The 21,033-nt window shown below is 39.7% G+C and carries 21 protein-coding genes and 1 tRNA gene; 7 read left to right on the top strand and 15 right to left on the bottom strand.

Translation table 11 applies throughout. The features are described 5' to 3' along the window. Window positions 1-8: 8 nt before the first annotated feature. The 7 genes from CVS97_RS01870 to CVS97_RS01840 are packed head-to-tail and all read left to right on the top strand — an operon-like array spanning window position 9 to window position 8,050. Window positions 9-1,427, top strand: a complete 1,419-nt coding sequence (locus CVS97_RS01870) for a COG3400 family protein (protein ID WP_107784880.1) — start codon at window positions 9-11, stop codon at window positions 1,425-1,427. 2 nt (window positions 1,428-1,429) lie between these two features. Continuing rightward, on the top strand, window positions 1,430-2,467 hold the full coding sequence (gene aroB / locus CVS97_RS01865; RefSeq protein ID WP_107784879.1) for a 3-dehydroquinate synthase: 1,038 nt from the start codon (window positions 1,430-1,432) through the stop codon (window positions 2,465-2,467). After that, entirely contained in the window at window positions 2,464-4,053 is a 1,590-nt protein-coding gene (locus tag CVS97_RS01860) for a mechanosensitive ion channel domain-containing protein (RefSeq protein ID WP_107784878.1), read from the top strand. The genes aroB and CVS97_RS01860 overlap by 4 nt, the downstream gene beginning before the upstream one ends. Further along, on the top strand, window positions 4,050-5,291 hold the full coding sequence (gene mtaB, locus CVS97_RS01855) for a tRNA (N(6)-L-threonylcarbamoyladenosine(37)-C(2))-methylthiotransferase MtaB (RefSeq protein ID WP_199905960.1): 1,242 nt from the start codon (window positions 4,050-4,052) through the stop codon (window positions 5,289-5,291). Before CVS97_RS01860 ends, mtaB begins: the two co-directional genes overlap by 4 nt. Next, window positions 5,254-6,930, top strand: a complete 1,677-nt coding sequence (locus tag CVS97_RS01850) for an ATP-dependent metallopeptidase FtsH/Yme1/Tma family protein (RefSeq protein ID WP_413784177.1) — start codon at window positions 5,254-5,256, stop codon at window positions 6,928-6,930. Before mtaB ends, CVS97_RS01850 begins: the two co-directional genes overlap by 38 nt. A 10-nt stretch (window positions 6,931-6,940) precedes the next feature. Continuing rightward, window positions 6,941-7,480 (top strand): molybdopterin adenylyltransferase, encoded by a 540-nt coding sequence (gene mog / locus CVS97_RS01845; protein WP_107784877.1) that lies wholly within the window; start codon window positions 6,941-6,943, stop codon window positions 7,478-7,480. Continuing rightward, a complete protein-coding gene (locus CVS97_RS01840; RefSeq protein WP_107784876.1) occupies window positions 7,481-8,050 on the top strand; it encodes a nitrogen fixation protein NifR in 570 nt (189 codons plus the stop codon). A gap of 36 nt (window positions 8,051-8,086) precedes the next feature. Here CVS97_RS01840 and CVS97_RS01835 read toward each other — a convergent pair whose 3' ends face one another. The 15 genes from CVS97_RS01835 to murA all read right to left on the bottom strand — a co-directional run bounded on the left by CVS97_RS01835 (window position 8,087) and on the right by murA (window position 20,980). Continuing rightward, the gene (locus CVS97_RS01835; RefSeq protein WP_107784875.1) at window positions 8,087-8,695 is read right to left on the bottom strand and encodes a thiamine phosphate synthase; all 609 of its coding nucleotides are present in this window, start codon (window positions 8,693-8,695) and stop codon (window positions 8,087-8,089) included. Then, entirely contained in the window at window positions 8,688-9,842 is a 1,155-nt protein-coding gene (thiH, locus tag CVS97_RS01830; protein ID WP_107784874.1) for a 2-iminoacetate synthase ThiH, read from the bottom strand. The genes CVS97_RS01835 and thiH overlap by 8 nt, the downstream gene beginning before the upstream one ends. Next, the gene (locus CVS97_RS01825; RefSeq protein WP_107784873.1) at window positions 9,842-10,606 is read right to left on the bottom strand and encodes a thiazole synthase; all 765 of its coding nucleotides are present in this window, start codon (window positions 10,604-10,606) and stop codon (window positions 9,842-9,844) included. The genes thiH and CVS97_RS01825 overlap by 1 nt, the downstream gene beginning before the upstream one ends. After that, window positions 10,607-11,458 (bottom strand): sulfur carrier protein ThiS adenylyltransferase ThiF, encoded by an 852-nt coding sequence (gene thiF / locus CVS97_RS01820; protein ID WP_107784872.1) that lies wholly within the window; start codon window positions 11,456-11,458, stop codon window positions 10,607-10,609. A 7-nt stretch (window positions 11,459-11,465) separates the two neighbouring features. Then, the gene (gene thiS / locus CVS97_RS01815) at window positions 11,466-11,669 is read right to left on the bottom strand and encodes a sulfur carrier protein ThiS (protein WP_021092363.1); all 204 of its coding nucleotides are present in this window, start codon (window positions 11,667-11,669) and stop codon (window positions 11,466-11,468) included. Next, complete coding sequence (locus tag CVS97_RS01810) at window positions 11,669-12,847, bottom strand: pyridoxal phosphate-dependent aminotransferase (protein ID WP_107784871.1); 1,179 nt, start codon at window positions 12,845-12,847, stop codon at window positions 11,669-11,671. Before CVS97_RS01810 ends, thiS begins: the two co-directional genes overlap by 1 nt. Window positions 12,848-12,858: 11 nt before the next feature. Continuing rightward, complete coding sequence (gene speA, locus CVS97_RS01805) at window positions 12,859-14,694, bottom strand: biosynthetic arginine decarboxylase (RefSeq protein WP_107784870.1); 1,836 nt, start codon at window positions 14,692-14,694, stop codon at window positions 12,859-12,861. Further along, window positions 14,691-15,917 carry a histidine--tRNA ligase gene (gene hisS, locus CVS97_RS01800; protein ID WP_107784869.1) on the bottom strand — a complete coding sequence of 409 codons (1,227 nt, stop codon included), beginning with the start codon at window positions 15,915-15,917 and terminating at the stop codon, window positions 14,691-14,693. The genes speA and hisS overlap by 4 nt, the downstream gene beginning before the upstream one ends. Before the next feature lie 29 nt (window positions 15,918-15,946). Then, window positions 15,947-16,534, bottom strand: a complete 588-nt coding sequence (tmk, locus tag CVS97_RS01795; protein WP_107784868.1) for a dTMP kinase — start codon at window positions 16,532-16,534, stop codon at window positions 15,947-15,949. A 1-nt stretch (window position 16,535) separates the two neighbouring features. Continuing rightward, window positions 16,536-17,006: a pantetheine-phosphate adenylyltransferase gene (gene coaD / locus CVS97_RS01790; RefSeq protein ID WP_107784867.1), complete on the bottom strand. Its 471-nt coding sequence runs from the start codon at window positions 17,004-17,006 to the stop codon at window positions 16,536-16,538. Then, the gene (locus CVS97_RS01785; protein ID WP_107784866.1) at window positions 17,003-17,554 is read right to left on the bottom strand and encodes a UbiX family flavin prenyltransferase; all 552 of its coding nucleotides are present in this window, start codon (window positions 17,552-17,554) and stop codon (window positions 17,003-17,005) included. The genes coaD and CVS97_RS01785 overlap by 4 nt, the downstream gene beginning before the upstream one ends. Then, complete coding sequence (gene flgA / locus CVS97_RS01780; RefSeq protein WP_107784865.1) at window positions 17,551-18,357, bottom strand: flagellar basal body P-ring formation chaperone FlgA; 807 nt, start codon at window positions 18,355-18,357, stop codon at window positions 17,551-17,553. Before flgA ends, CVS97_RS01785 begins: the two co-directional genes overlap by 4 nt. Before the next feature lie 65 nt (window positions 18,358-18,422). Then, a tRNA-Gly gene (locus CVS97_RS01775) sits at window positions 18,423-18,497 on the bottom strand. Window positions 18,498-18,548: 51 nt separating this feature from the next. Beyond that, entirely contained in the window at window positions 18,549-19,709 is a 1,161-nt protein-coding gene (locus CVS97_RS01770; RefSeq protein WP_107784864.1) for a molybdopterin molybdotransferase MoeA, read from the bottom strand. A gap of 2 nt (window positions 19,710-19,711) precedes the next feature. Further along, the gene (gene murA, locus CVS97_RS01765) at window positions 19,712-20,980 is read right to left on the bottom strand and encodes a UDP-N-acetylglucosamine 1-carboxyvinyltransferase (protein WP_107784863.1); all 1,269 of its coding nucleotides are present in this window, start codon (window positions 20,978-20,980) and stop codon (window positions 19,712-19,714) included. Window positions 20,981-21,033: the final 53 nt, after the last annotated feature.

Here is a 21,033-nt window from a genome sequence, read left to right as displayed (position 1 = left end):
GAGAATTGATGAAGAAAATTTTAATAATCGCAGATGGAACTTTCGCAAGAAATTTTTTAAACAGATTGCTTGAAACAAAATCAAATTTACATCACTATATCGTTGTTTCAAGTGAGGATTACAGTCAAAAATCAAATTATGAAAATTTTACATTTTACCAGTTTGATCCAACTAGCCTCTCAAAGCTAAAAAGCGTAAGCGATGGCTATTTTAGTCAGTTTTGTATAGTTTGCGATGATAGAAATGAGGCGGTTGCTGTTTATGAAAATTTAAGACAGATCAGCACAAAGACCGAGACTGTTTTTATGAGCTCATGGGAGCTTGATGAAAAATGTAAAGAAATATTTGTAAGCGATAAACACTTAAGCGTGGTTGATATCAGAGATATTGCAGCATCAAGGCTTATGGACTATTTGCCAGATCTACCAGTTTTAGCTGATAATATCGGGCTTAGTGAGGGTGAGATCATGGAAGTTAAGGTGCCAATAGGTAGCTCTTATATGTATCGTCACATCAGCTCAGTAGCTCAAAAAAAGTGGCGAATAGCCCTCATATATCGAGGTAGCGAGATAATCTTGCCAAAGCCAAATGTAATGATACAGCCAAGTGATATACTGCTAATCGTTGGTGATCCAAATGTGCTTCAAAATGTTTACCGCTCGATCAAGCGTGAAAGTGGGCAGTTTCCAAGCCCGTTTGGTAGCAACATCTATGTGCTGATCGATATGATCTCAATGGGTAAAGAACGTGTTAGCAAGCTCATAAAGGATAGCTTGTATTTGCATTCAAAGCTAAATAATAAACGCCTTTTTTTTAGAGTGATAAATCCAACTTTAGGTGAAAATTTAGATACTTTAAAAGCGATAAAAGAGAAAAATATCATTGTTTTGATGGATTATTTTAATAGTGATAACAAATCTATAAAACATGATGTGTTAAAGCACGATATCGGCCTAATCTTAAGCGACGATAAATACTTTTTTAAATTTAAAAAGCTATTTTACGAGCTAAAACTTCCAGTGCTAAAAACGGGCAAAATTTTGCTCTCAAATATAAAAGAGGGTGTGATACTAGGCGATCAAAGTCAAGAAGTGGAGAATCAATCAGCTGTGATAACAGACTGCTGTGCACAGCTTGATTTGGAGATGAAATTTTACTATTTTGACAATAAACACAGCGATGATGAAGCGTTAAGAGAGCATTTTGAGAGCATTAGCGCGCTATTTTCTAAACGCATAAAGATAGAAAATCACAATCTTAAAAATCCGCTTGTAAAACTAAAAAATACAAAAGATCTGCTTCATTTTGTGATGTTTAGCAAAAGCGTGGCAAATGGTGGGACATTTGCCTTTTTATCGACAAATTTAAATAGGCTTTATAAAAAACTAAGCCAAAACGCACAGCTTTTTGTGCCAATAAGTGAGTAAAAATGCAGATAAACTTAAACCTTAAAGAAAAGGCGTCAAGCTATAAAATTTATATAAACGAGCTTGAGAGACTAGAGCTAAAAGGCAAGGTTGGCATCGTTACAAACGCTAAAGTAGCGGGCCTTCATCTTGAAAAGCTACTTAGTGTTTTAAAATGCGATGAGAAATTTATTATAAGTGTGCCTGACGGCGAAGAGTATAAAAACCTTGAAACGATAGAGCAAATTTTAGAGCAGCTTTTTGTGAGTAAATTTGATCGCTCATCTACACTAATTGCCTTTGGTGGTGGCGTCATAAGCGATATGACTGGCTTTGCGGCGAGCATCTATGAAAGGGGGATAAATTTCATAAATATCCCAACTACGCTTCTAGCGCAAGTCGATGCGAGTGTGGGCGGAAAAACGGGTGTGAATAACAAATTTGGCAAAAATTTAATAGGCTCTTTTTATCAGCCAAAGGCAGTTTTTTGCGAGATAAATTTCTTAAAGACATTGCCAAAGAGAGAATTTGCAGCTGGCGTGACTGAGGCTTTAAAAATGGCGATAACCTTTGACAAAGAGATGTTTGATTGGTTAAAAAGCATAAATTTAGACGATGAAAATTTAGCCAAGCTAGTCGAAAAGTCTATAAATTTAAAAGCAAAAGTGGTTGAACAAGATGAGAAAGAAAAAGGATTAAGGGCCATTCTAAACTACGGTCATACTTTTGCTCATGTCATCGAAAATGAAACAAATTATAAAGAGTTTTTGCACGGCGAAGCGGTGGCGATAGGCATGAATATGGCAAATCGCTTAAGCGTAAGACTAGGGCTCATGAGTGAGGCGCAGGTAGAGGATATCAAACAGGTTTTGGTAAAATTTGGCCTTCCAGTAAGCTACAAAATAGAAAATGAATATGCATTTTACGAGGCATTCTTTATGGATAAAAAGACAAAAGATGATAAGATAAATTTCATCATTGCAGATAAAATCGGCAGTGCGATCATTAAAAATGACGTCAAAAAAGAGGATATTTTAGAAATTTTAAGAGAATTTAAATGAAAAAGATCTTTATTTTATTGCTTTGCTGCTTTGCTCTTTACGCAGAAGAAAATGCTAGCGTTGAGTCAAATAGTTCACAAATTTTACAAAATAGTGAGCTTAGAAAAGAAATTTCAAGCTTAGACAATTCGCTAAAAAACAATATCTGGATCACAAGATATGCTAACTATAACACTTATCAAAGGCTTATTGATGAGCTTGAAAAAAATGAAAATGAACTAAAAAAGCTAGATAAAAGCTCAAGAAGAGGCAGTGATATCATAAAGAGAATCCAAACTCTAAAAGAGCAGATAAATTTACTAAAAGAGTATGAAAAAACGCCATTTTCAAATATGCTAGCAGCTCCTGAAATGGATACTCCACCAAGGATAACAAGTCCTGTTGCACTTATATCTGGCTTTTCGTATATCAAAAAGATAAAGAGTGATAAGATCGAGTATCAAAGGCATATAAAAGAGCTCGATACGCTTTTAGAAAAGCTTGAAACAAAAGAAAATTTACTAAATAGACTAAATTTGATCGAAGAAAATGAGCAAAATAGGGAAAGCCTAAACTTGGTAAAACAAGAAATAGGCGACTTTAAAGCGGCAAAACAGATCGCTGATACAACTTATAATGTCTATGAAAAAAGAGCTGATGAGGCTATAAATTTAACCACCTCTGACATAAAAGCTCAGTTTTTAAGTATGGGCTATACAGCTATCATCATCCTTTTGACGATCGGGCTAACATTTATTGCTAAATTTATCGTTAAAAGAACGATTACTGATAATGAGAGATTTTACACGGTAAACAAATTTTTAAACGTTTTAAATATCACCGTTATCATCATAATCTTACTTTTTTCATATATCGAAAACGTCACATATCTAGTAACCGTGCTAGGTTTTGCTTCAGCTGGTATCGCCATTGCGATGAAAGATATGTTTATGAGTATGCTTGGCTGGATGGTGATCATGTTTGGCGGCTCTATACATGTGGGTGATAGGATCAGGGTACTTCATGATGGTAGTGAATTTGTAGGTGATGTGATCGATATCTCTTTACTTAGGCTGACCGTTTTTGAGGATGTTAGCTACTCGACTTATAAGACAAACCGCCGTGCAGGTAGAATTATCTTTGTACCAAATAACTATATCTTTACCGATCTCATCGCAAACTATGCTCATTATGGTATGAAGACCGTTTGGGACGGTATAGATATCATGATAAGCTTTGATAGTAACCATAAAAAGGCTGTCTATCTAGCAAGAAATGTCGTTAAAAAATACTCAAAAGGCTACACTGATATCGCAAAACGCCAGATGAATAAACTAAGAAGCCAATACAGCATCAAAAATCCAAATGTCGAGCCAAGAATTTATACATTTTTTGAGCCTTATGGTATAAATGTCTCATGCTGGTTTATGTCAAATTCCTATGCCACGTTGGCACTTAGAAGCACGATAAGTGCTGAGATCATCGAGGCTTTTTTGGCTCAAGATGATATAAAGATCGCTTATCCAACGCAAACCATGTTTGTAGGTAAAAAAGAAAATCCAAGCGATCATACCGCACACGGTGAGCAAGAGAGCGAAAATATTTGATGCAAAAGATATTTTTTAAAACATTTGGGTGTCGCACAAACATCTATGATACCGAGCTTTTAAAAAGCTACATCAAAGACTACGAGATCACAAATGATGAAGATGCTGCTGATATTGTCGTGATAAACTCTTGTACAGTCACAAATTCTGCCGATAGCGGTGTCAGAAACTATATAAACGGTGTAAAAAGGCGTGGAGCGAAGGTGGTGCTAACTGGGTGTGGTGCGGTTAGCAAGGGTAAGGAGCTATTTAATAGTGGAATTTACGGAGTGCTTGGAGCTAGTAAAAAGAGTGATCTAAATGAGCTTTTAAAGCAGGAAAAACCATTTTTTGAGCTTGGAAATTTAAACTCAGTTGATAAAAATATAGTTACAAATTATGAAAATCACACCAAGGCTTTTATAAAAATTCAGGAAGGTTGCAATTTTAACTGCAGCTACTGCATAATCCCTTCAGTTCGTGGTAAGGCTAGAAGCATGGATGAGGCTATGATATTAAAAGAGGCAAGAATTTTAGCCCAAAACGGCTATAATGAACTCGTACTAACTGGCACAAATATAGGCAGTTACGGCAAAGATACAAATAGCTCTCTTGGTAAGCTTTTAGCAAACTTGGGTAAAATTTCTGGCATTAGACGCATTAGGCTTGGAAGTATCGAGCCAAGCCAGATAGATGAGAGCTTTAGAGAAATTTTAAAAGAAGAGTGGCTGGAGCGTCATCTGCACATCGCACTTCAGCACACGAGTCAGGCGATGCTAAAGATCATGCGAAGACGAAATAACGCATTTAGCGATTTGGAGCTTTTTAATGAGCTTAGCTCTCTTGGCTTTGCGCTTGGTACGGACTACATCGTGGGACATCCGGGTGAGAGTGAGGAAATTTGGGCAGAGGCGGTGGAAAATTTTAAGAAATTTCCTATCACACATCTGCACGCTTTTGTCTATTCGCCAAGGCGTGATACGCACTCAGCTACGCTAAAAAGCGATGTTAGCGGTGATGTAGCAAAAAGTAGGCTAAAAATTTTACAAGGCATAGCTTTGCAAAATAATGAAAATTTTAGAAAAAAACATAACGGAGCTTTGAAAATTTTAGTCGAGCAAAAAAATGGTGAGTTTTACGAGGGCTTTGATCAGTTTTACAACAAAGCTAAAATTTTAAGCCAAAAAGATATAACAAAAGAGTGGGTGGAGGTAAGCGAATATGAAGTTAAGCCAGATGCCAATTATGCAAAAATTTAAATTTAATAAAAAAAATATCCTAATAATCGCAGCTGTCGCATTAATCAGCGTACTGATATTTGCCGTTAGCAAAGAGCCACGAAATATCACATATTCGCAATATATGCAACTAATGGATGGAAATTTTATAGACCGCGCTGTAATCGATGATGATGAAGTCGTGCTTTATGCACAAAACAATCGTTTTTCTATTATAAAAGAGGGCATCGATCTAAAAGAGCTTATTAAAAAAGTGCCTGTTGAAAAGACTAAGCAATACATCACTCCTGGCATGATCTGGGGATTTATCATCTTTGTCTGCTTTGTACTTTGGTATGCTTATATCTTTAGAAGTATCAGAAAAAAAGAGGAGAGCTTGCTTAGCAAAAAAGATGGCGCTTTTGAGATAGAAAGCGTGCTAAATCAAAACACTATGCCAGTCATCTCAAATGTTAGATTTAGCGATGTGGCTGGCATTAGCGAGGTCAAAAGCGAGCTTAGTGAGATAGTTGATTTTCTAAAAAATCCACAAAAATATAGAAATTTTGGTATCAAAATGCCAAAAGGCGTGCTAATGATCGGCCCTCCAGGCGTTGGTAAGACGCTTGTGGCAAAGGCAGTTGCTGGTGAGGCAAATGTGCCATTTTTTTATCAAAATGGTGCAAGCTTTGTGCAAATTTATGTCGGCATGGGCGCAAAGAGAGTACGAGAGCTTTTTAGTAGAGCCAAGTCCTATGCGCCGTCAATCATCTTTATCGACGAGATAGATGCTGTTGGTAAGAGCAGGGGTGGGACTAGAAACGACGAGCGAGAAGCCACGCTAAATCAGCTGCTAACTGAGATGGACGGCTTTGAAGATAACTCGGGCGTCATCGTTATAGCTGCCACAAATAGGATCGAGATGATCGATGAGGCGCTACTTAGATCAGGGCGTTTTGATAGGAGAATTTTTCTTTCTATGCCTGATTTTAACGATAGAGTAGCGATCTTAAACACATATCTAAAAGATAAAAACTGCGAAGTGGCGGCTGAGGATATCGCTAAAATGAGCGTTGGCTTTTCAGGTGCGGCACTTAGCACGCTTGTGAATGAAGCTGCGATAAATGCCCTAAGAAACGGCGAGAGTGTGCTTAAGATGAGGGACTTTGAGGCTGTTTTAAACAAGGTCTTGCTCGGTAAGAAAAAGGTGCTAAGCTATAGCGAAAACGAGAAGAAAATTCAAGCCATCTATCAAGGAGCAAAGGCACTAAGTGCTTATTGGTTTGATGTGAAATTTGAAAAAATTTCTCTTATAGAAGATAGGTTTATGGCCACAGAGCAAGAGATCGAGTCAAAGTCGCAGATGATATCTCGTATCAAGGTGCTCATCGCTGGTATGTGCAAGCTTGAGATAGATGAAAACGACATCTTTTCAAACTCAAGTAGTGATCTAAATTTAGCCAAAGAGATCGCTTCAAAGATGGTTTATGAATATGGCATGGGAAGCTCTTTTGTGCCAAATCCAAACGATGTAGAAGAAATTTTAAAGCAAGCAAAAGAGGAAATCACATCCTTTTTAAAAGGCACAAATGAGCAAATCGCAAAGATAAGCTCACATCTGCTAGCATACGAGAGCGTAGACAAAGAGATGCTGGCGAAAATTTTAAATGAAAACTATTAAAAGGTAAAAGATGAAAGCAAAGATAGGAATTTTAACATTATCAGATCGTGCAAGTGGCGGCATTTACGAAGATAAGTCCGGCCCAGCCATACGTGAAGTGCTTGATAGCTGGATAGTGAGCGAAAAAGAGTATTTTTGCGAAGTTATACCAGATGAGTTTGAGCTAATAAAAGAGAAGCTCATACACATGGTAGATGTGCTTGATTGCGATCTTGTGCTAACGACCGGTGGTACTGGACCAGCTCTTAGAGATGTTACTCCAGAGGCAACAGAGGCAGTTTGTGAGAAGATGATGCCAGGCTTTGGCGAGCTAATGAGAGCGACTAGCTTAAAATACGTCCCAACAGCGATCCTATCACGCCAAACAGCAGGCATAAGAGGCCACGCGCTCATCATAAATTTACCAGGACAGCCAAAGGCGATAAAAGAGTGCTTGGAGCCAATTTTTCCAGCGGTGCCATATTGTATCGATCTAATAGGTGGTGCATTTATAGAAACTGATGAAAGTGTGATGAAAGTTTTCCGCCCAAAACAAAAGAAAATCTCGTAAATGAGTTTGACAGATAGCCTAAATTTAAAAGCCACTGCCTTTGCAAATAGGTGGCGATTTATTATTAAAATTTGGCTTGTTTTTTCTTTTTTATCCTATGCGCTGGCCTACTATCTTGGGTTAGAGGTTTTTGGCTTTATCTCTGCCATTTCTATCTTTGGCTGTGTTTGCCTGCTAGCCTTTAGCTCACTTCTTTGGTTTGTCGCTAGCCTTGTATTTTTGCAACCTTTGGTATTTTTACTACTTGAAAAATTTGATGAAAGCATTACTGTTTATGCTTTAGCCTGCTCAATTTGGCTACTTGGCTGGATCACTTTGTCGCTTGTGGTCGATGATAAATTTGCAAGACTGGGAAATGACATCTTGCTAAAGATCTCTCGCATAGTTCTTGTTGGCGAGTTTGCCTTGCTATATTTTTTTAACTACAACAGCAGCCTTGACATAGAGACTTTAATAAAGTCAAATTTGACAAAGTCGCTGCTTTTAGTGCTAAACTCCTATATGCTGCCATCGCTTGTGACGCTACTTATGTTTGATATAAAAACATATATCGCTAGCAAAAATGAGTAAAATTTTACGTATTATTTTATGTAATTTATACTAAATTTAGCCGTTTTTGCTCTCTACTATCTTTTTTATAAGCTCCATATCGCCGTTCATTGCTAGGCTCATGAAGCAAATGCCGTTTGCTCCAGCTTTTATGACCTCTTTGTAGTTCCCGCTATCTAGTCCGCCAAGTGCGTAAATTTCTTTATCAAAGCTTTTTAGCTCACTTATAAAATTTAGCCCTTTTGGCTCTAAGCCCGCCTTGCAAGAGGTGGCAAATATATGAGAAGCAACGAGCACGTCAGCGATAGAGGCTGAAATTTTAGCCTGCTCTAGGTCGTGAGCTGGGGCGTAAATTTTAGCTGTTTTTCTAAATTCATCTAAAAAAACGCCGTGATTTTTAAAAAATTCAAGCTGCGCCGAAGTGAGCCAAAAGTCGCTCTTTAGCTTGTAAGCTACGTCAAAAAATTGATTAATGATAAATTTCTTGCGGTAGTTTTCACAAATTTGAGCCACAACCCTAGCAAGATCATAAAAATCAGCCTCGTTTAGCCCCTTTGCACGAAGCAAAATTTCATCCACGCCAGCCTTGCAAAGTAGCTGTATCCTCTTTAAAAAGTCATCGCCCTCATAGCTTTCAAAATCAGCCACGCAGAGAATTTTAAACATAGACATACTCGCTCATCAAGGGCTCTAGGCCGTTTGCTTTTATCATTGCTTTTATCTCATCCACGCTTCTGCTATCACTTATCTCAAACTGCTCGTCGCCCTTTTTCTCTTCTCCGTGAGCGCCGATACTCACTTTTACGCCAGCGCTTATCTTATTTGTGGCGATCTTTACGGCGTTGTCGCGAAATTTAGCCTTTTCTCTGGTTGAGATCGTTATGCTAGCTGTTGGCATGAAAATTCTATAAGCGCAGATCACTTGCAAAAGCTCGCGCTCGCCCACGTCGCGTGGATTGATGCGGTCGTTGTTGATGATAGGGCGAAGCCTTGGGCATGAAAATGCGATCTCGGCGTGCGGATACTTTTTTTGAATGAGGCTCGCATGAAGTGCAGTCGAAAAGGCGTCAAGTCTAAAGTCATCTATGCCAAGAAGTGCTGCAAAGCCAACTCCTCTCATGCCTCCAAGAAGCGCTCGCTCTTGCGCGTTTAATCGGTATGGGAAGATCCTTTTGTTGCCACCAAGATGGATTTTTTCGTATTTTGTGGGATTATAGGTCTCTTGAAAGACGGTCACATAGTCTGCGCCACTTTTATGAAGCAGGGCGTAGCCCTCAGAGTTTAGCGGGTAAATTTCAACCCCAACGACTTTAAAAAATTTCTTTGCCAAAGCGCAGGCGTTTGCGATGTAAGCGACACTTGAGTTGGTCTCGCTCTCGCCAGTTAGGATCAAAATTTCTTCTAAGCCACTCTTTGAAATTTCTCTTAGCTCCCTTATGATCTCCTCGTCGCTTAGCTTTGCTCTTTTTATATTATTTTTAGCATTAAAACCGCAATAAACGCAGAGATTATCGCAGTAGTTTGCTATGTAAAGCGGGGTAAAAAGCGTGATGTTTGAGCCAAAATTTGCCCTTGTTTTTGCCTGAGCAAGCTGGGCTATTTGCTCTAAAAATGGCGCTGCAGCAGGCGAGAGTAGGGCTTTCAAATTTTCAAGCGAGCAGTGCTTTGCATTAAGAGCTGCTTTTACGTCAGCTTCGGTGTAAATTTCTGGCTTGTAGTTTGCACGCTCTTTTAAAATTTCATCCATGATCTCGCTACCAACATCCTGCATGTGAGGCAGCAGCTGCATGTGATTGGTTCTTGTAAATTTCATCAGTCTAAAAATCCAGTGAGCGGCGATGAGGCGTTTGCGCTTTTGCTCTTTGCGCCAAGGCCTGCTAGATAGGCGTTGCGACCAGCGATGATCGCCTCTTTAAAGGCTCTTGCCATGAGCGGGATATTTTTAGATGAAGCGATAGCGGTGTTTGCCATGATAGCAGCCGCTCCCATCTCCATCGCTTCGCACGCTTGTGATGGCCTGCCTATGCCCGCATCTACGATGATCTGCGTATCAAGCTCGTTTATCAAAATCTCAATGATATCTTTAAAAACTAGCCCCTGATTTGAGCCAATGGGCGCAGCTAGAGGCATTATGCAACTAGCTCCTGCACTTAGCATCGCTCTTGCAGCGTTTAGATCAGGAAACATATATGGCATCGGCACAAAGCCGTCATTTGCTAAGGCTTCGCACGCTTTTATCGTTTCGGCGTTGTCTGGAAAGAGAAATTTAGAGTCAGTTATGATCTCTATCTTAACAAGCTCGCCGCATCCAAGCTCACGTGCAAGCTGGGCGATACGAACGGCCTCTTTGGCATTTCTAGCGCCACTTGTGTTTGGCAAAAGCGTCACGCCTTTTGGAATAAAGTCAAGTATATTTCGCTCTTTGCTCTCGTTTATGCGCCTAAGAGCAAGGGTTAGAATTTGCGCTCTAGCTTCGTTTATGGCTGAGTCGATGAGCTCGTGCGAATACTTGCCAGAGCCAAGGATAAAGCGGCTTTGAAACTCCTTACCGCCAAGGATCAAACTATCACTTTGCACTTACGCCTCCAAGCCCATAAGTAGCCTAATGGCTAAATTTGCCTCGTGGTTTGCGCAGATCGCAACGCGCGGTGCCATGAGCCCTTGACCGATCTTCGCCTCGTTTGTGAGGTCGCCACAAAGATAGACATTTTTGGCAAATTTTATGGTTTTTATGAGATTTGAGCTAAAGTGTCCAGCCATACCAGAGGCGCCGATGATCTTTTTATCTTTTAGGCTAGCTCCAGCTTCGTTTAGTATCATCGCCTTGCCAGCTACATTGTCAAATGCTTCGCATAAAATTTCACACTCGCCAAAGACGCTAGCCACGTTTTTTTCATCTAAAAATATATCGTGAGTTTCGACCTCGACAAAGGGATTGACGTCGTTTATCAGCTCTTTAAGCGCCTGCGTCTTTTTTAAGCCGATGTGGCGGACGAAATACTGCTGGCGGTTTAGGTTGCTTGGCTCAACGACGTCAAAGTCGGCAAGCACTAGCTTTTTTACGCCAACTCTAGCTAGGCTTAGCGCGATATTTGAGCCAAGGCCGCCAAGTCCAGCTACGCCAATCACTGCTTTACTTAGGGCTAAATTTAGTTCAGGGCTGTTTCGTGAGGCGATCATCGAGCGTAAAACTTCACGCTCAGGCATCACGCCACGCCTTATAAATACGACGTTTGAGCCATCTTTTAGCTCGCTATCTTCTTTTATAGCAAAGCCATCAACGATAAAAATATCTGGCTTTGTCGCGTTAAATTTCTCTAAAAATTTATAAATTTCACTCTCTTTATCGCCAAGCGCAAGCTCTTTTAGCTCGCCAAGGCTTTTTACTGGCACCTTAAATTTTGCGCCGTTTAATACTATCTCTATCATTTTCTCCTCATCCACCGCCAACTAAAGTGACGATCTCATAAGCTTTGCCCTCGCTCATAAAACGCTCACGCCAAAGCTTTTTTGGCAAAATTTCTCCGTCTCGCTCAAGGGCTATAAATTTAAGCTCATAGCCATTTTGAGCTAAAAAATCATAAACATTTATATCGTTTTCAAGCTCGAAAATTTTACCATTTACTCTAAATTTGATCATTAAATTTTGTAGCTTTTTACAAAATTTGCGATCCTCTCGATCGCTTTTTTTATGCTCTCGATGTCAGTTGCAAAAGAAATTCTAAAGTATCCCTCCATGCCAAAGCCAACGCCTGGCACAGTGGCTACATTTGCCTCTTCAAGCATCTTTTTACAAAATCTAAGTGAGTCGCTATCTACGTCTTTGCATTTTACAAATAGATAAAACGCGCCATCAGGCTTAACTACGCTTAATCCAGGGATAGCGTTTATCATTTCAACTGCCACATCGCGTCTTTTTTCATACTCTTTTCTCATGTTTTCGATGTCTTCATCAGTTTCGCCAAGAAGTGACGGGATAGCGCCTATTTGCACGATCGAGCTGATGTTGCTTGTGCTTTGGCTTTGAAGCTTTTTAATGCCAGCAATTAGCCAGTCCATCGAGCTTGCGATATAGCCAAATCTCCAGCCAGGCATCGCTCCACATTTGCTTAGGCCGTTTATCGTAACCGTTCTTTTAAAAAGATCCTCGCTCACCGAGGCTACTGCGTGAAATTTCTTGCCGTAGATCACTTTTTCATAAATTTCATCGCTTGTAACGATGATGTCAGTGCCCTTTAAAACCTCGCCAAATGCCGCGATCTCCTCTTTCGTATATACAGCTCCAGTTGGGTTTGTTGGATGATTTAGCGAAAAGACCTTTGTTTTTGGCGTGATCGCTTTTTTTAGCTGTTCGGCTGTGATTTTAAAATTTGTACTCTCGTCTGCCTCGATAAACACAGGCACGCCGCCGCAAAATTTAACGATCTCAGGGTAGCTCACCCAGTATGGAGAGGGGATGATGACCTCGTCTCCTGGGTTGATAAGCGCTTGAAATACATTAAAAAGTGAGTGTTTTGCGCCGATATTTGTGACGATTTGATTTGCTTTGTAGTCAAGTCCGTTATCTCTTTTTAACTTTGCTCTAATGGCCTCTATGACCTCAGGCAGGCCTGGTACTGGCGTGTATTTGCCGCTTTTATTATCGTTATCTAGTGCGTTTTTTACAGTTTCTCTTATCTTTTTTGGAGTCATAAAGTCAGGCTCACCAGCTGAAAGCGAGATCACATCGATACCAGCAGCCTTCATCTCTTTGGCTTTTGTGCTGATCGCGATTGTGATTGATTCGCTTAATGTTTGCATTCTATTTGCTAGTTGCATTGTTTTCCTTTTTAATTGATTGTTTTTAGGTAGCTATTGTCATTTAAAAATAGATAAAGCTCGCCCAAAATTTGCTTCTTTTGTGTTTCGTTTATCAGAGTTGATTTCACTAAGCGCTCGTTTAGAGTGTCTTGGATCTCGTAGATATCATAGTCCATGTCTTCCATAATGTCTAAAATAGACTGGCTCTCTAATAAATTTGTGATCTTGTAGCCATCATTTGAAAGCTCTATCGTGGCCTCTGTCGGATGGGTAAAGAGGTTGTGTTTCATGCCGATCACCTCTTGATATGCGCCAACTAGGAAAAATCCCAAGAAATAATCCTCCTTCTCCACGTCCACGTCGTGCAAAAGTAGTGGGTTTTTCTCGTCATCATAGCTGATTTCACCATCGCTATCGCATGTGATATCCCAAATCGAAGCTGGCAAAGTAGGGCGCTCATCGAGCCTGTCAAGTGGCATGATAGGAAAATTTTGCTTTAGCCCCCAAAAGTCAGGCAAGCTTTGAAAAATAGAGAAATTTAGCAAGTATCTCTCTTGAACCTCTTTTTGAATTTTAGTTAGATCGCTTGAGTTGCTCTTGTTACCAAGCATCACGACAGCTTTTTTGCTGATGAGCCTTAAAAGCACCTCGGCGTTTGATCTATCTTGAAGATCAACATATCCAAGGTCAAAAAGTGTTAAAACGCTCTCTGTGTGATGGATAGCGTCGTGCAGGTATTCTAGTGCGTTTGAAGGTTTGATTGATTTATAAAGATCGACTAGCTCGGTTATTAAATTTGGATTGTTTTTCTTTAAATTTAGCTTCTCTTCGGTGTATTCTTGAGAAAATAGCTCAAGCACAGGGGCGACTAGAAGTGCATGAGAAGCGGCGATGTAGCGACCTGACTCTATGAAAATATCTGGCTCGATCTCCTTTTTTTGCTCGCTTATAGTTTTAAGCATATAAACAACGTCGTTTGCATATTCGTTTAGTGTGTAGTTTCTGCTGCTTTCTTCTTTAAACTGCGAGTACTCGATCGCAAGACCGCCACCTAAATTTATCGCTTTTAAATTTGAGGCACCCATTTTTCTAAGCTCAGCGTAGATGTTGCCAGCCTCGATGAGTGCTTTTTTGAGCGGGTGGATCTCGCTTATTTGAGAGCCGATATGAAAGTGTATCATTGTGAAGTTTTCAAGTAAATTTGCTTTTTTTAGCATCTTTACAGCTTCTATCAGTTCGGTTGATGTTAGGCCAAATTTAGAGTGTATGCCGCCACTCTTTGCCCAAAGACCCGATCCTGTCGAGTGTAGTCTCACTCTAAGTCCGATCTTTGGTTTTGGTTTAAAGCGCTCCTTTGCGATGGCGATTATCGCTTCAAGCTCGTTTAGACCCTCGATCGTTAGCGTGATGTTGTGTCCCATCTCAGCGGCGATAAAGCCTATATTTATCATCTCTTTATCTTTAAAGCCATTTACGGTTATGGGAGCTTTTTCGTTATTGTAAGCCATGGTTAAAAGTAGCTCAGCTTTACTGCCAGCTTCAAGGCCGTAGTTGTAGGGCTTGCCAAGGCGCACTAAATTTTTTACAAAGCCAGGATATTGATTGACCTTAAGTGGAAATACCGCATTAAAGCTGCCTTTGTAGGCAAATTCTTTCTTTGCTTTTGCAAAGCTTGCGTGGATCTGCTCGATCTGCTTTTGGATAAGGTGCGGAAAGCGAAGCAGTAGTGGCCCTCTATATCCGTCGTCTCTTATCTCTTTTACGATGTCTATGATCGCTGGTTTGCTGGCTGCATTTATACAGACTTTGCCATCTTCTATAACAAAATTTGAATTGCCCCAAATGCTAAGTCCAAAATCATTCATCCCAGCTCCTTTTCAAGCTCATCTAAATTTATCGTTTTTTCGTCTTTGGTCTCTAAATTTTTATACCAAATTTTATTCTCTTTCATCTCATTTTCGCCCACGCAAAGGAAAATTTTTGCATTTTTATTGTCAGCATTTTGCAGATGTTTTTGAAGTTTTTTGGCTTCATAAGAAATTTCAACCGGATATTTTTTGCGAAGCTTTGAGCCAAGCGCATAGACAAAGTCTAAATTCGTCGCATCAAGCGCACAAAGATAAACTCCGTTTCGCTCATCTCCAGCTTCACCTAAAATTTCCATTATCCTCTCAACACCCATCGCAAAGCCAACGCCATAACTTGCTCTACCGCCAAGATACTCAACCAGCCTGTCGTATCTGCCGCCACCGGCGACTGCACTTTGAGAGCCGATCTCATTGCTGATAAACTCAAACGCCGTCTTGCAGTAGTAGTCTAGCCCACGAACGAGTTTTGTGTCTATCTCAAATTTAACGCCATTTGCCGTTAAAATTTCTTGCAGTTTTGCAAAATCAGCCTGCGCCTCGCAGCTTAAGCTATCAGTGATAACTGGGGCGTTTTTGTAAATTTCTTGGCAGCTCTCAACCTTGCAGTCAAGCACGCGGATAGGATTTAAAAGCTTGCGTCTTTTACAGTCCTCGCAAATTCTGTCGTCATTTTCATCTAAAAATTTAACGAGCTTTTCTTTGTAAGACTTCATCGAGCTCTCGTCGCCAAGGGAGTTTATTTTTAGGGTTGTTTTTATGTTTAGTCTGTTAAAAATTTCGCTCACCATCAAGATAATGCTCGCATCCTCATAGACGCTGCCCTCACCAAAACACTCACAGCCAAACTGGTGAAACTCTCTTAAGCGGCCTTTTTGTGGGCGCTCGTAGCGAAACATCGAGCCGTGATAAAAGCAGCGCTTTGTCACATTTGCCCTGTCAAGTTTTGCCTCGATAAAGGCTCTGACCACGCCAGCTGTGCCCTCAGGTCGCAAGCAAACGTCGTTGCCACCTTTGTCTTCAAACTGATACATCTCTTTGCCAACAATGTCACTGCTCTCGCCGACACTTCTTTTAAAAAGTGCCGTCTCCTCGAGGTGCGGGGTCAAAATTTGCTCATATCCATAGTTTTTTGCGACTTCCTCGCAGGTTTTGATTATCCGTGCGTAAAGTTTAGCGCGAGCTGGAAGCATATCTTTCATGCCACGAAGTGCCGTTATCATCGCATTATCCTTTTTATTTTTTTGTGATTTTACTTAAAATTTATAAAATTTTCTATCTCTTTTGAAATTAGCTCTATGCTTTTAGATGCATCTATAAAAAGCGTTTCAAAGCCATTTTTAATGAGAATTTGCTTCATCAAACTTTGCACTTTTAAAAGATACTCTAGTCCGCGAGCTTCGATCTTATCGCTTGTGCCTCTTGCTTTTAAGCGCGTGCTTATAAGCTCATGGCTTGCTTCAAAAAAGATGATCTTGTCTGCAAATTTATCATTTAGTGCAAATTTATTAAGCTCTAAAAGCACGCTTTCATCTAAGTTTTCATCATTTGCTAAAGCGTAGGCGATGCCTGAGATAAAGCCTCTATCGCTTAAAATCAGTTTACCTAAATTTGGAGCAACCAGCTTTTCAAAATGCTCAGCCCTATCAGCTAAAAAGAGTAAAATTTCAGCCCTTTTGCCTATTTTTATGCTTGAGCTTAGTAAGATTTCTCGTAAATTTTCACCAAGCTGCGTGCCACCTGGCTCTTTTGTGACGATGGCATCACTAAATTTAGAGGCTAAAATTTCTATCTGCGTGCTCTTGCCAACGCCGTCAATACCCTCAAACAAAACATACATTTTACGCCTTTAAATTTTTTAGAATTTTTGCTGGCACTAGGTTGCTCACATCGCCGTCGTGGCGCAAGACTGAGCGGACGATCGAGCTTGAAATGAAGGCGTTATTTAAGCTTGGCATAAGATAAACCGTCTCAAATTCGTCCCAAAGTGCAGCGTTTGCGTAGCCTATTTGTAACTCATACTCAAAGTCACTAACCGCGCGGAGTCCCCTGATGACGGTGTTTATGCCGTGCGATTTAGCAAAATCAACAAGCAAGTTATCAAAGCCAAGAACGCTTACGTTTTTTAGCTCGCAAACTGCTCCTTTTGCCATCTCTATGCGTTTTTCATGTGCGAACATCGGCTGTTTGCTGTCATTTTTTGCAACTGCGACAATCACTTTGTCAAAAATTTTTGTAGCTCTTACGATAACGTCCAAATGGCCGTTTGTGATCGGATCAAAAGTTCCTGGATAGATGCAAGATTTTTTCAAATTTGCCACCTTTTGTAAAGATTATTTTCGATTTTTAAGGCATCAAGCCACTTGCCGATGATGAAATTTTCCATATCTTTAAGGCTCTTTATACCTGCGTAGTATCCCAAAACTGGTGGAGCGATGATAGCACCAAGAGATGAGAGAAGCTGCATTTGAGAAAGCGCGATAGTGGAAAACGGCATCTCTCTAACGCCAAAAACTAGCCTTTGCTTCTCTTTTAGCGCGACATTTGCGGCTCTTGTGATTAGCGTGTCGCTTATGCCGTTTGCAACTTTTGCTAGTGTGTTGGTAGAGCAGGGCGCTATGATCATAGCATTCGTGCCAAACGAGCCTGACGCTGGGCCTGCGATAAGGTCTTGATCATCATAAATTTTCACGCCAAGATCATTTAAATTTAGCTTCAAATTTTCTTCAGCCTCTAAAACTTTCATGGCATTTTTACTAACTATGACGTGCGCCTCGCAATTATCTTTGGCAGCCTTGACAAGCTTTAAAAAGAGTCCAGCCCCGCTTGCTCCAGTGGCTGCAAATACTATCTTTTTCATCTTATTACCGCCTCATCTTTACCTGAAACTGTGGCCTGTAAAATTTTATTATCTTTTGTTCTTATCTTTATCATATCACCTAAATTTCCATCCTCAAGTGCCTTTACTTCAGCTATTATCTTAACGCCATCCTCGCTCAAAACTGCATTTAGCATTTGACCTTTTTTTACTAAATTTATGGCGTTAAACTGACGCTTCGTTAAAATTTCACCGCTTTTTATCTGCACTTTTGTTATAAGAGCTAAGCTATTTGAGCTAGAAAGTGCATCTTTTGGCCATTTGCCAAACTCAATCATCGTTGGTTGGTAGTCAAGCAGGCTTAAAATGTGGTTTGTATTCATTGAATTTATAGCGATAAAAACTGGCATTTTAGCATTAAAACTAAATTTAAAATAAAGGCTCTTTAAGCTTAGATCAACGTCCTCAAATGAGGCTCTAAAGACGCCTTTTTGACTATTTTGATCACCTAAAAAGATATTTTTTAGGATGAGCTCTTTGAAATTTGCTGGAAGTTTATTTTGTGGACTGATGCTAAGATCACTTATGCTGATACCAGGATATTCATCACTAATTGATCTTAAAAATTGCATTTGAATCTCATCCATGATAGAGCAGTTTTTTACAAAAGCAACGCTTCCACCGCTTTTGTCATTATATGTTTTAAAATTTGCTGTTAGAATTTCATAGAGTTTTTTGCTATCTATCTTGGCTGCTCTTTTGCCCTCTAAGTTTAAAATTTCATTGTCTTCGCCTTCAAAGCCAAAAGTACTAAGTGAAATTTGATCGTTTAGAATGCAATACATCGGATAGATGCTGACTTCATTTGCAAAGAGTTTTGTGGAAAATAAAAAAAAGAGTATAAAAAAGATGGAGCGGGAAACGAGATTCGAACTCGCGACCCCAACCTTGGCAAGGTTGTGCTCTACCCCTGAGCTATTCCCGCAGTTAAAATGAAGTCCGCATTCTATCAGATTGTTTTTCATTTGTCAAGATTTTATGGAAGTTTTATAAGAGAAATTTCACTATTTTGCAAAATTTCGCTTTGATCTGGGCTAGTTAAAAACATAAAAGTGCTTTTTAAAATATGATCTATCATGCCAGAGCCGTATTTTCCACCATTTGTTGCTATAAATTTATTATTTTCAATATTTCCAAAAATTGCATTGATCCTGCCTGATTTTACCTTTAAATTTTGCGCATTTATAGCATTTTGCATCACAAAGCAATCCTCTCTTAAAAGAGGCAAAACAAGCATCATCATGCAAACATAAGCTGCCATTGGATTTCCAGGAAGGATAAAGATAAGTTTGCCATCTTTTTCATAAGCCTTGCAAGGTTTGCCAGGTCTTATATCAATATGTGAAAAAATTTCATTGTATCCAAGCTCGCTTAGAGCTATTTTCATAAAGTCAGCCTCCCCAGCACTTGCTCCGCCAGAGCATATAATAATGTCGTAATTTGTATCATTTAAAAATGCCTGTTTGACAGCACTTAGCTCATCTTTTATGATGCCAAGATATGAGCTATCTTGTCCAATAGAACTTAAAAGTGCAGCGATGCCAAAGGCATTTGCATTGTAAATTTCATCCTCGCTCGCTCTTTGCCAAGGCTCGATGATCTCGTTTCCACTTGAATAAATTCCAACACTAGGCTGTTTTTTAACATTTATAAAACTTATGCCCTGTGCTGCTAGCATCATTATGCCTCTAGTGTTTAAAACATCGCCACTTTTTAGCAAAATTTCACCAATCTTTACCTCTTCGCCTTTAAAGCGATACCCATCACCTTTTTTAAGATTATTTGGTGCTTTTATAAAATTTCCATCAACTACACAATCTTCAATCTTTATGATAGTATCTGCACCCTTTGGCATCTTCGCACCAGTCATTATCTTAACACACTCATTTTTGCCAATGCTTAGCTGCTCTTTATCGCCTGCAAAGGCACTTGCAACTATTTTATATGGCTTGTCTTTATCTTCAAATTTTACAGCAAAGCCATCAAGTGCAGAGTTATCAAAACATGGCAAGTCTTTTACCGCCACTACATCATTTGCCAATGTTTTACCAAGAGTCATGCTGATAGGTAAAATTTCGCTATCTATTTTTAATTTGAATTTAGATTTAAGCGCATCTAATGCGTCATTTAGCAGCATTTTTACTCCTCAAGCCTAATAATATTTGCACCAAGGCCTTGAAATTTTTCCTCTAAATTTTCATATCCTCTATCAAGGTGATAAATTCTATGTACCAAGCTTTCGCCATTTGCTATAAGAGCAGCTAGTATCAGCGCTGAGCTGGCTCTAAGATCTGTCGCCATCACATCGGCTGCATTTAGCTTAGCTGGCGCATAAACACTTGCGATGTGTCCATTTAATTTAATATCTGCTCCCATTCTAGCAAGCTCACTAACATGCATAAAGCGGTTTTCAAAAAGTCTCTCATCTATCGTGCTAACGCCATTTGCTGCAAGACAAAGCGCCATAAATTGAGCTTGCATATCTGTTGGAAAGCCCGGATACTCGGTGGTTCTTATCTCCACTGGTTTTATCTCTTTTGCTGGCAATATCGTGATCTTGTCGCCATCTATCTCTATACCAAAGCCCATCTCTTCAAATTTATTTAAAATAGCCGTCATATGGGCTGCATTTGCCTTTGTGACTGAAATTTTGCTATTTGTTATAGCTCCAGCACAAAGGTATGTGCCAGCTTCGATCCTATCAGGAATTACTTCAATATCGCAAATTTCAAGCAATTTTTGGCCGCTTCCGGTTATCTTTAGCTCACTTGTGCCGATGCCTTCTATTTTAACGCCACTCTTAGCCAAAATTTCACAAATTTGCACCACTTCAGGCTCAAGTGCTACGTTAAAAATCTCTGTCGTGCCGTGCGCTAGAGCTGCAGCCATGATGATATTTTCGCTACCAGTTACGGTGATTTTATCAAAAACGATTTTTGCGCCTTTTAGTCCATTTGGTGCTGTTGCAACGACGTAGCCTTGCTTTATTTCGATATTTGCTCCCATTTTTTCAAGCGCATTTAGATGCAGATCGATAGGTCTTTGTCCAATCGCACATCCTCCAGGTAGGCTCACTTCACAGTGGCCAAAGCGTGCAAGAAGCGGTCCAAGCGTTAAGATAGAAGCGCGCATCTTTCTAACGATATCATAATTTGCAGTAGTTGAGCTTACACCACTTGTGTCTATGCTTAGTGAGTTTTTATTTTTAAATTCGCACTTTGCTCCTAGGTTAGTTAGTAGTTGGCAAAGCGTTTTTATATCAGCGACATTTGGGATATTTGTTAAATTTACACTTTTTTTTGCAAGTAAGGTTAGGGCGATGATCGGTAGAGCAGCATTTTTGGCACCGCTTATTTTTACTTCGCCACTTAATTTGGCATTTCCTTTTATCTTTAAATAGTGCATCATTGTTTTTTGCCTTAAGAAAATATGTTTTTTGCCGATATTATATTGCTTTTTAA

It is taken from the genome of Campylobacter concisus, assembly GCF_003049735.1.
GTDB classification, from domain to species: domain Bacteria; phylum Campylobacterota; class Campylobacteria; order Campylobacterales; family Campylobacteraceae; genus Campylobacter_A; species Campylobacter_A concisus_AN.
This window is presented reverse-complemented; position numbering and strand designations above follow the sequence as displayed.

Bases quoted from the DNA above. Each gene is read 5' to 3' on its own strand.
- CVS97_RS01870 (WP_107784880.1), top strand. From the start codon at position 9: ATGAAGAAAATTTTAATAATCGCAGATGGAACTTTCGCAAGAAATTTT.
- aroB (WP_107784879.1), top strand. From the start codon at position 1,430: ATGCAGATAAACTTAAACCTTAAAGAAAAGGCGTCAAGCTATAAAATT.
- CVS97_RS01860 (WP_107784878.1), top strand. From the start codon at position 2,464: ATGAAAAAGATCTTTATTTTATTGCTTTGCTGCTTTGCTCTTTACGCA.
- CVS97_RS01850 (WP_413784177.1), top strand. From the start codon at position 5,254: ATGAAGTTAAGCCAGATGCCAATTATGCAAAAATTTAAATTTAATAAA.
- mog (WP_107784877.1), top strand. From the start codon at position 6,941: ATGAAAGCAAAGATAGGAATTTTAACATTATCAGATCGTGCAAGTGGC.
- CVS97_RS01840 (WP_107784876.1), top strand. From the start codon at position 7,481: ATGAGTTTGACAGATAGCCTAAATTTAAAAGCCACTGCCTTTGCAAAT.
- CVS97_RS01835 (WP_107784875.1), bottom strand. From the start codon at position 8,695: ATGTTTAAAATTCTCTGCGTGGCTGATTTTGAAAGCTATGAGGGCGAT.
- thiH (WP_107784874.1), bottom strand. From the start codon at position 9,842: ATGAAATTTACAAGAACCAATCACATGCAGCTGCTGCCTCACATGCAG.
- thiF (WP_107784872.1), bottom strand. From the start codon at position 11,458: ATGATAGAGATAGTATTAAACGGCGCAAAATTTAAGGTGCCAGTAAAA.
- thiS (WP_021092363.1), bottom strand. From the start codon at position 11,669: ATGATCAAATTTAGAGTAAATGGTAAAATTTTCGAGCTTGAAAACGAT.
- CVS97_RS01810 (WP_107784871.1), bottom strand. From the start codon at position 12,847: ATGCAACTAGCAAATAGAATGCAAACATTAAGCGAATCAATCACAATC.
- speA (WP_107784870.1), bottom strand. From the start codon at position 14,694: ATGAATGATTTTGGACTTAGCATTTGGGGCAATTCAAATTTTGTTATA.
- hisS (WP_107784869.1), bottom strand. From the start codon at position 15,917: ATGATAACGGCACTTCGTGGCATGAAAGATATGCTTCCAGCTCGCGCT.
- tmk (WP_107784868.1), bottom strand. From the start codon at position 16,534: ATGTATGTTTTGTTTGAGGGTATTGACGGCGTTGGCAAGAGCACGCAG.
- CVS97_RS01785 (WP_107784866.1), bottom strand. From the start codon at position 17,554: ATGAAAAAGATAGTATTTGCAGCCACTGGAGCAAGCGGGGCTGGACTC.
- flgA (WP_107784865.1), bottom strand. From the start codon at position 18,357: ATGTATTGCATTCTAAACGATCAAATTTCACTTAGTACTTTTGGCTTT.
- CVS97_RS01770 (WP_107784864.1), bottom strand. From the start codon at position 19,709: ATGCTGCTAAATGACGCATTAGATGCGCTTAAATCTAAATTCAAATTA.
- murA (WP_107784863.1), bottom strand. From the start codon at position 20,980: ATGATGCACTATTTAAAGATAAAAGGAAATGCCAAATTAAGTGGCGAA.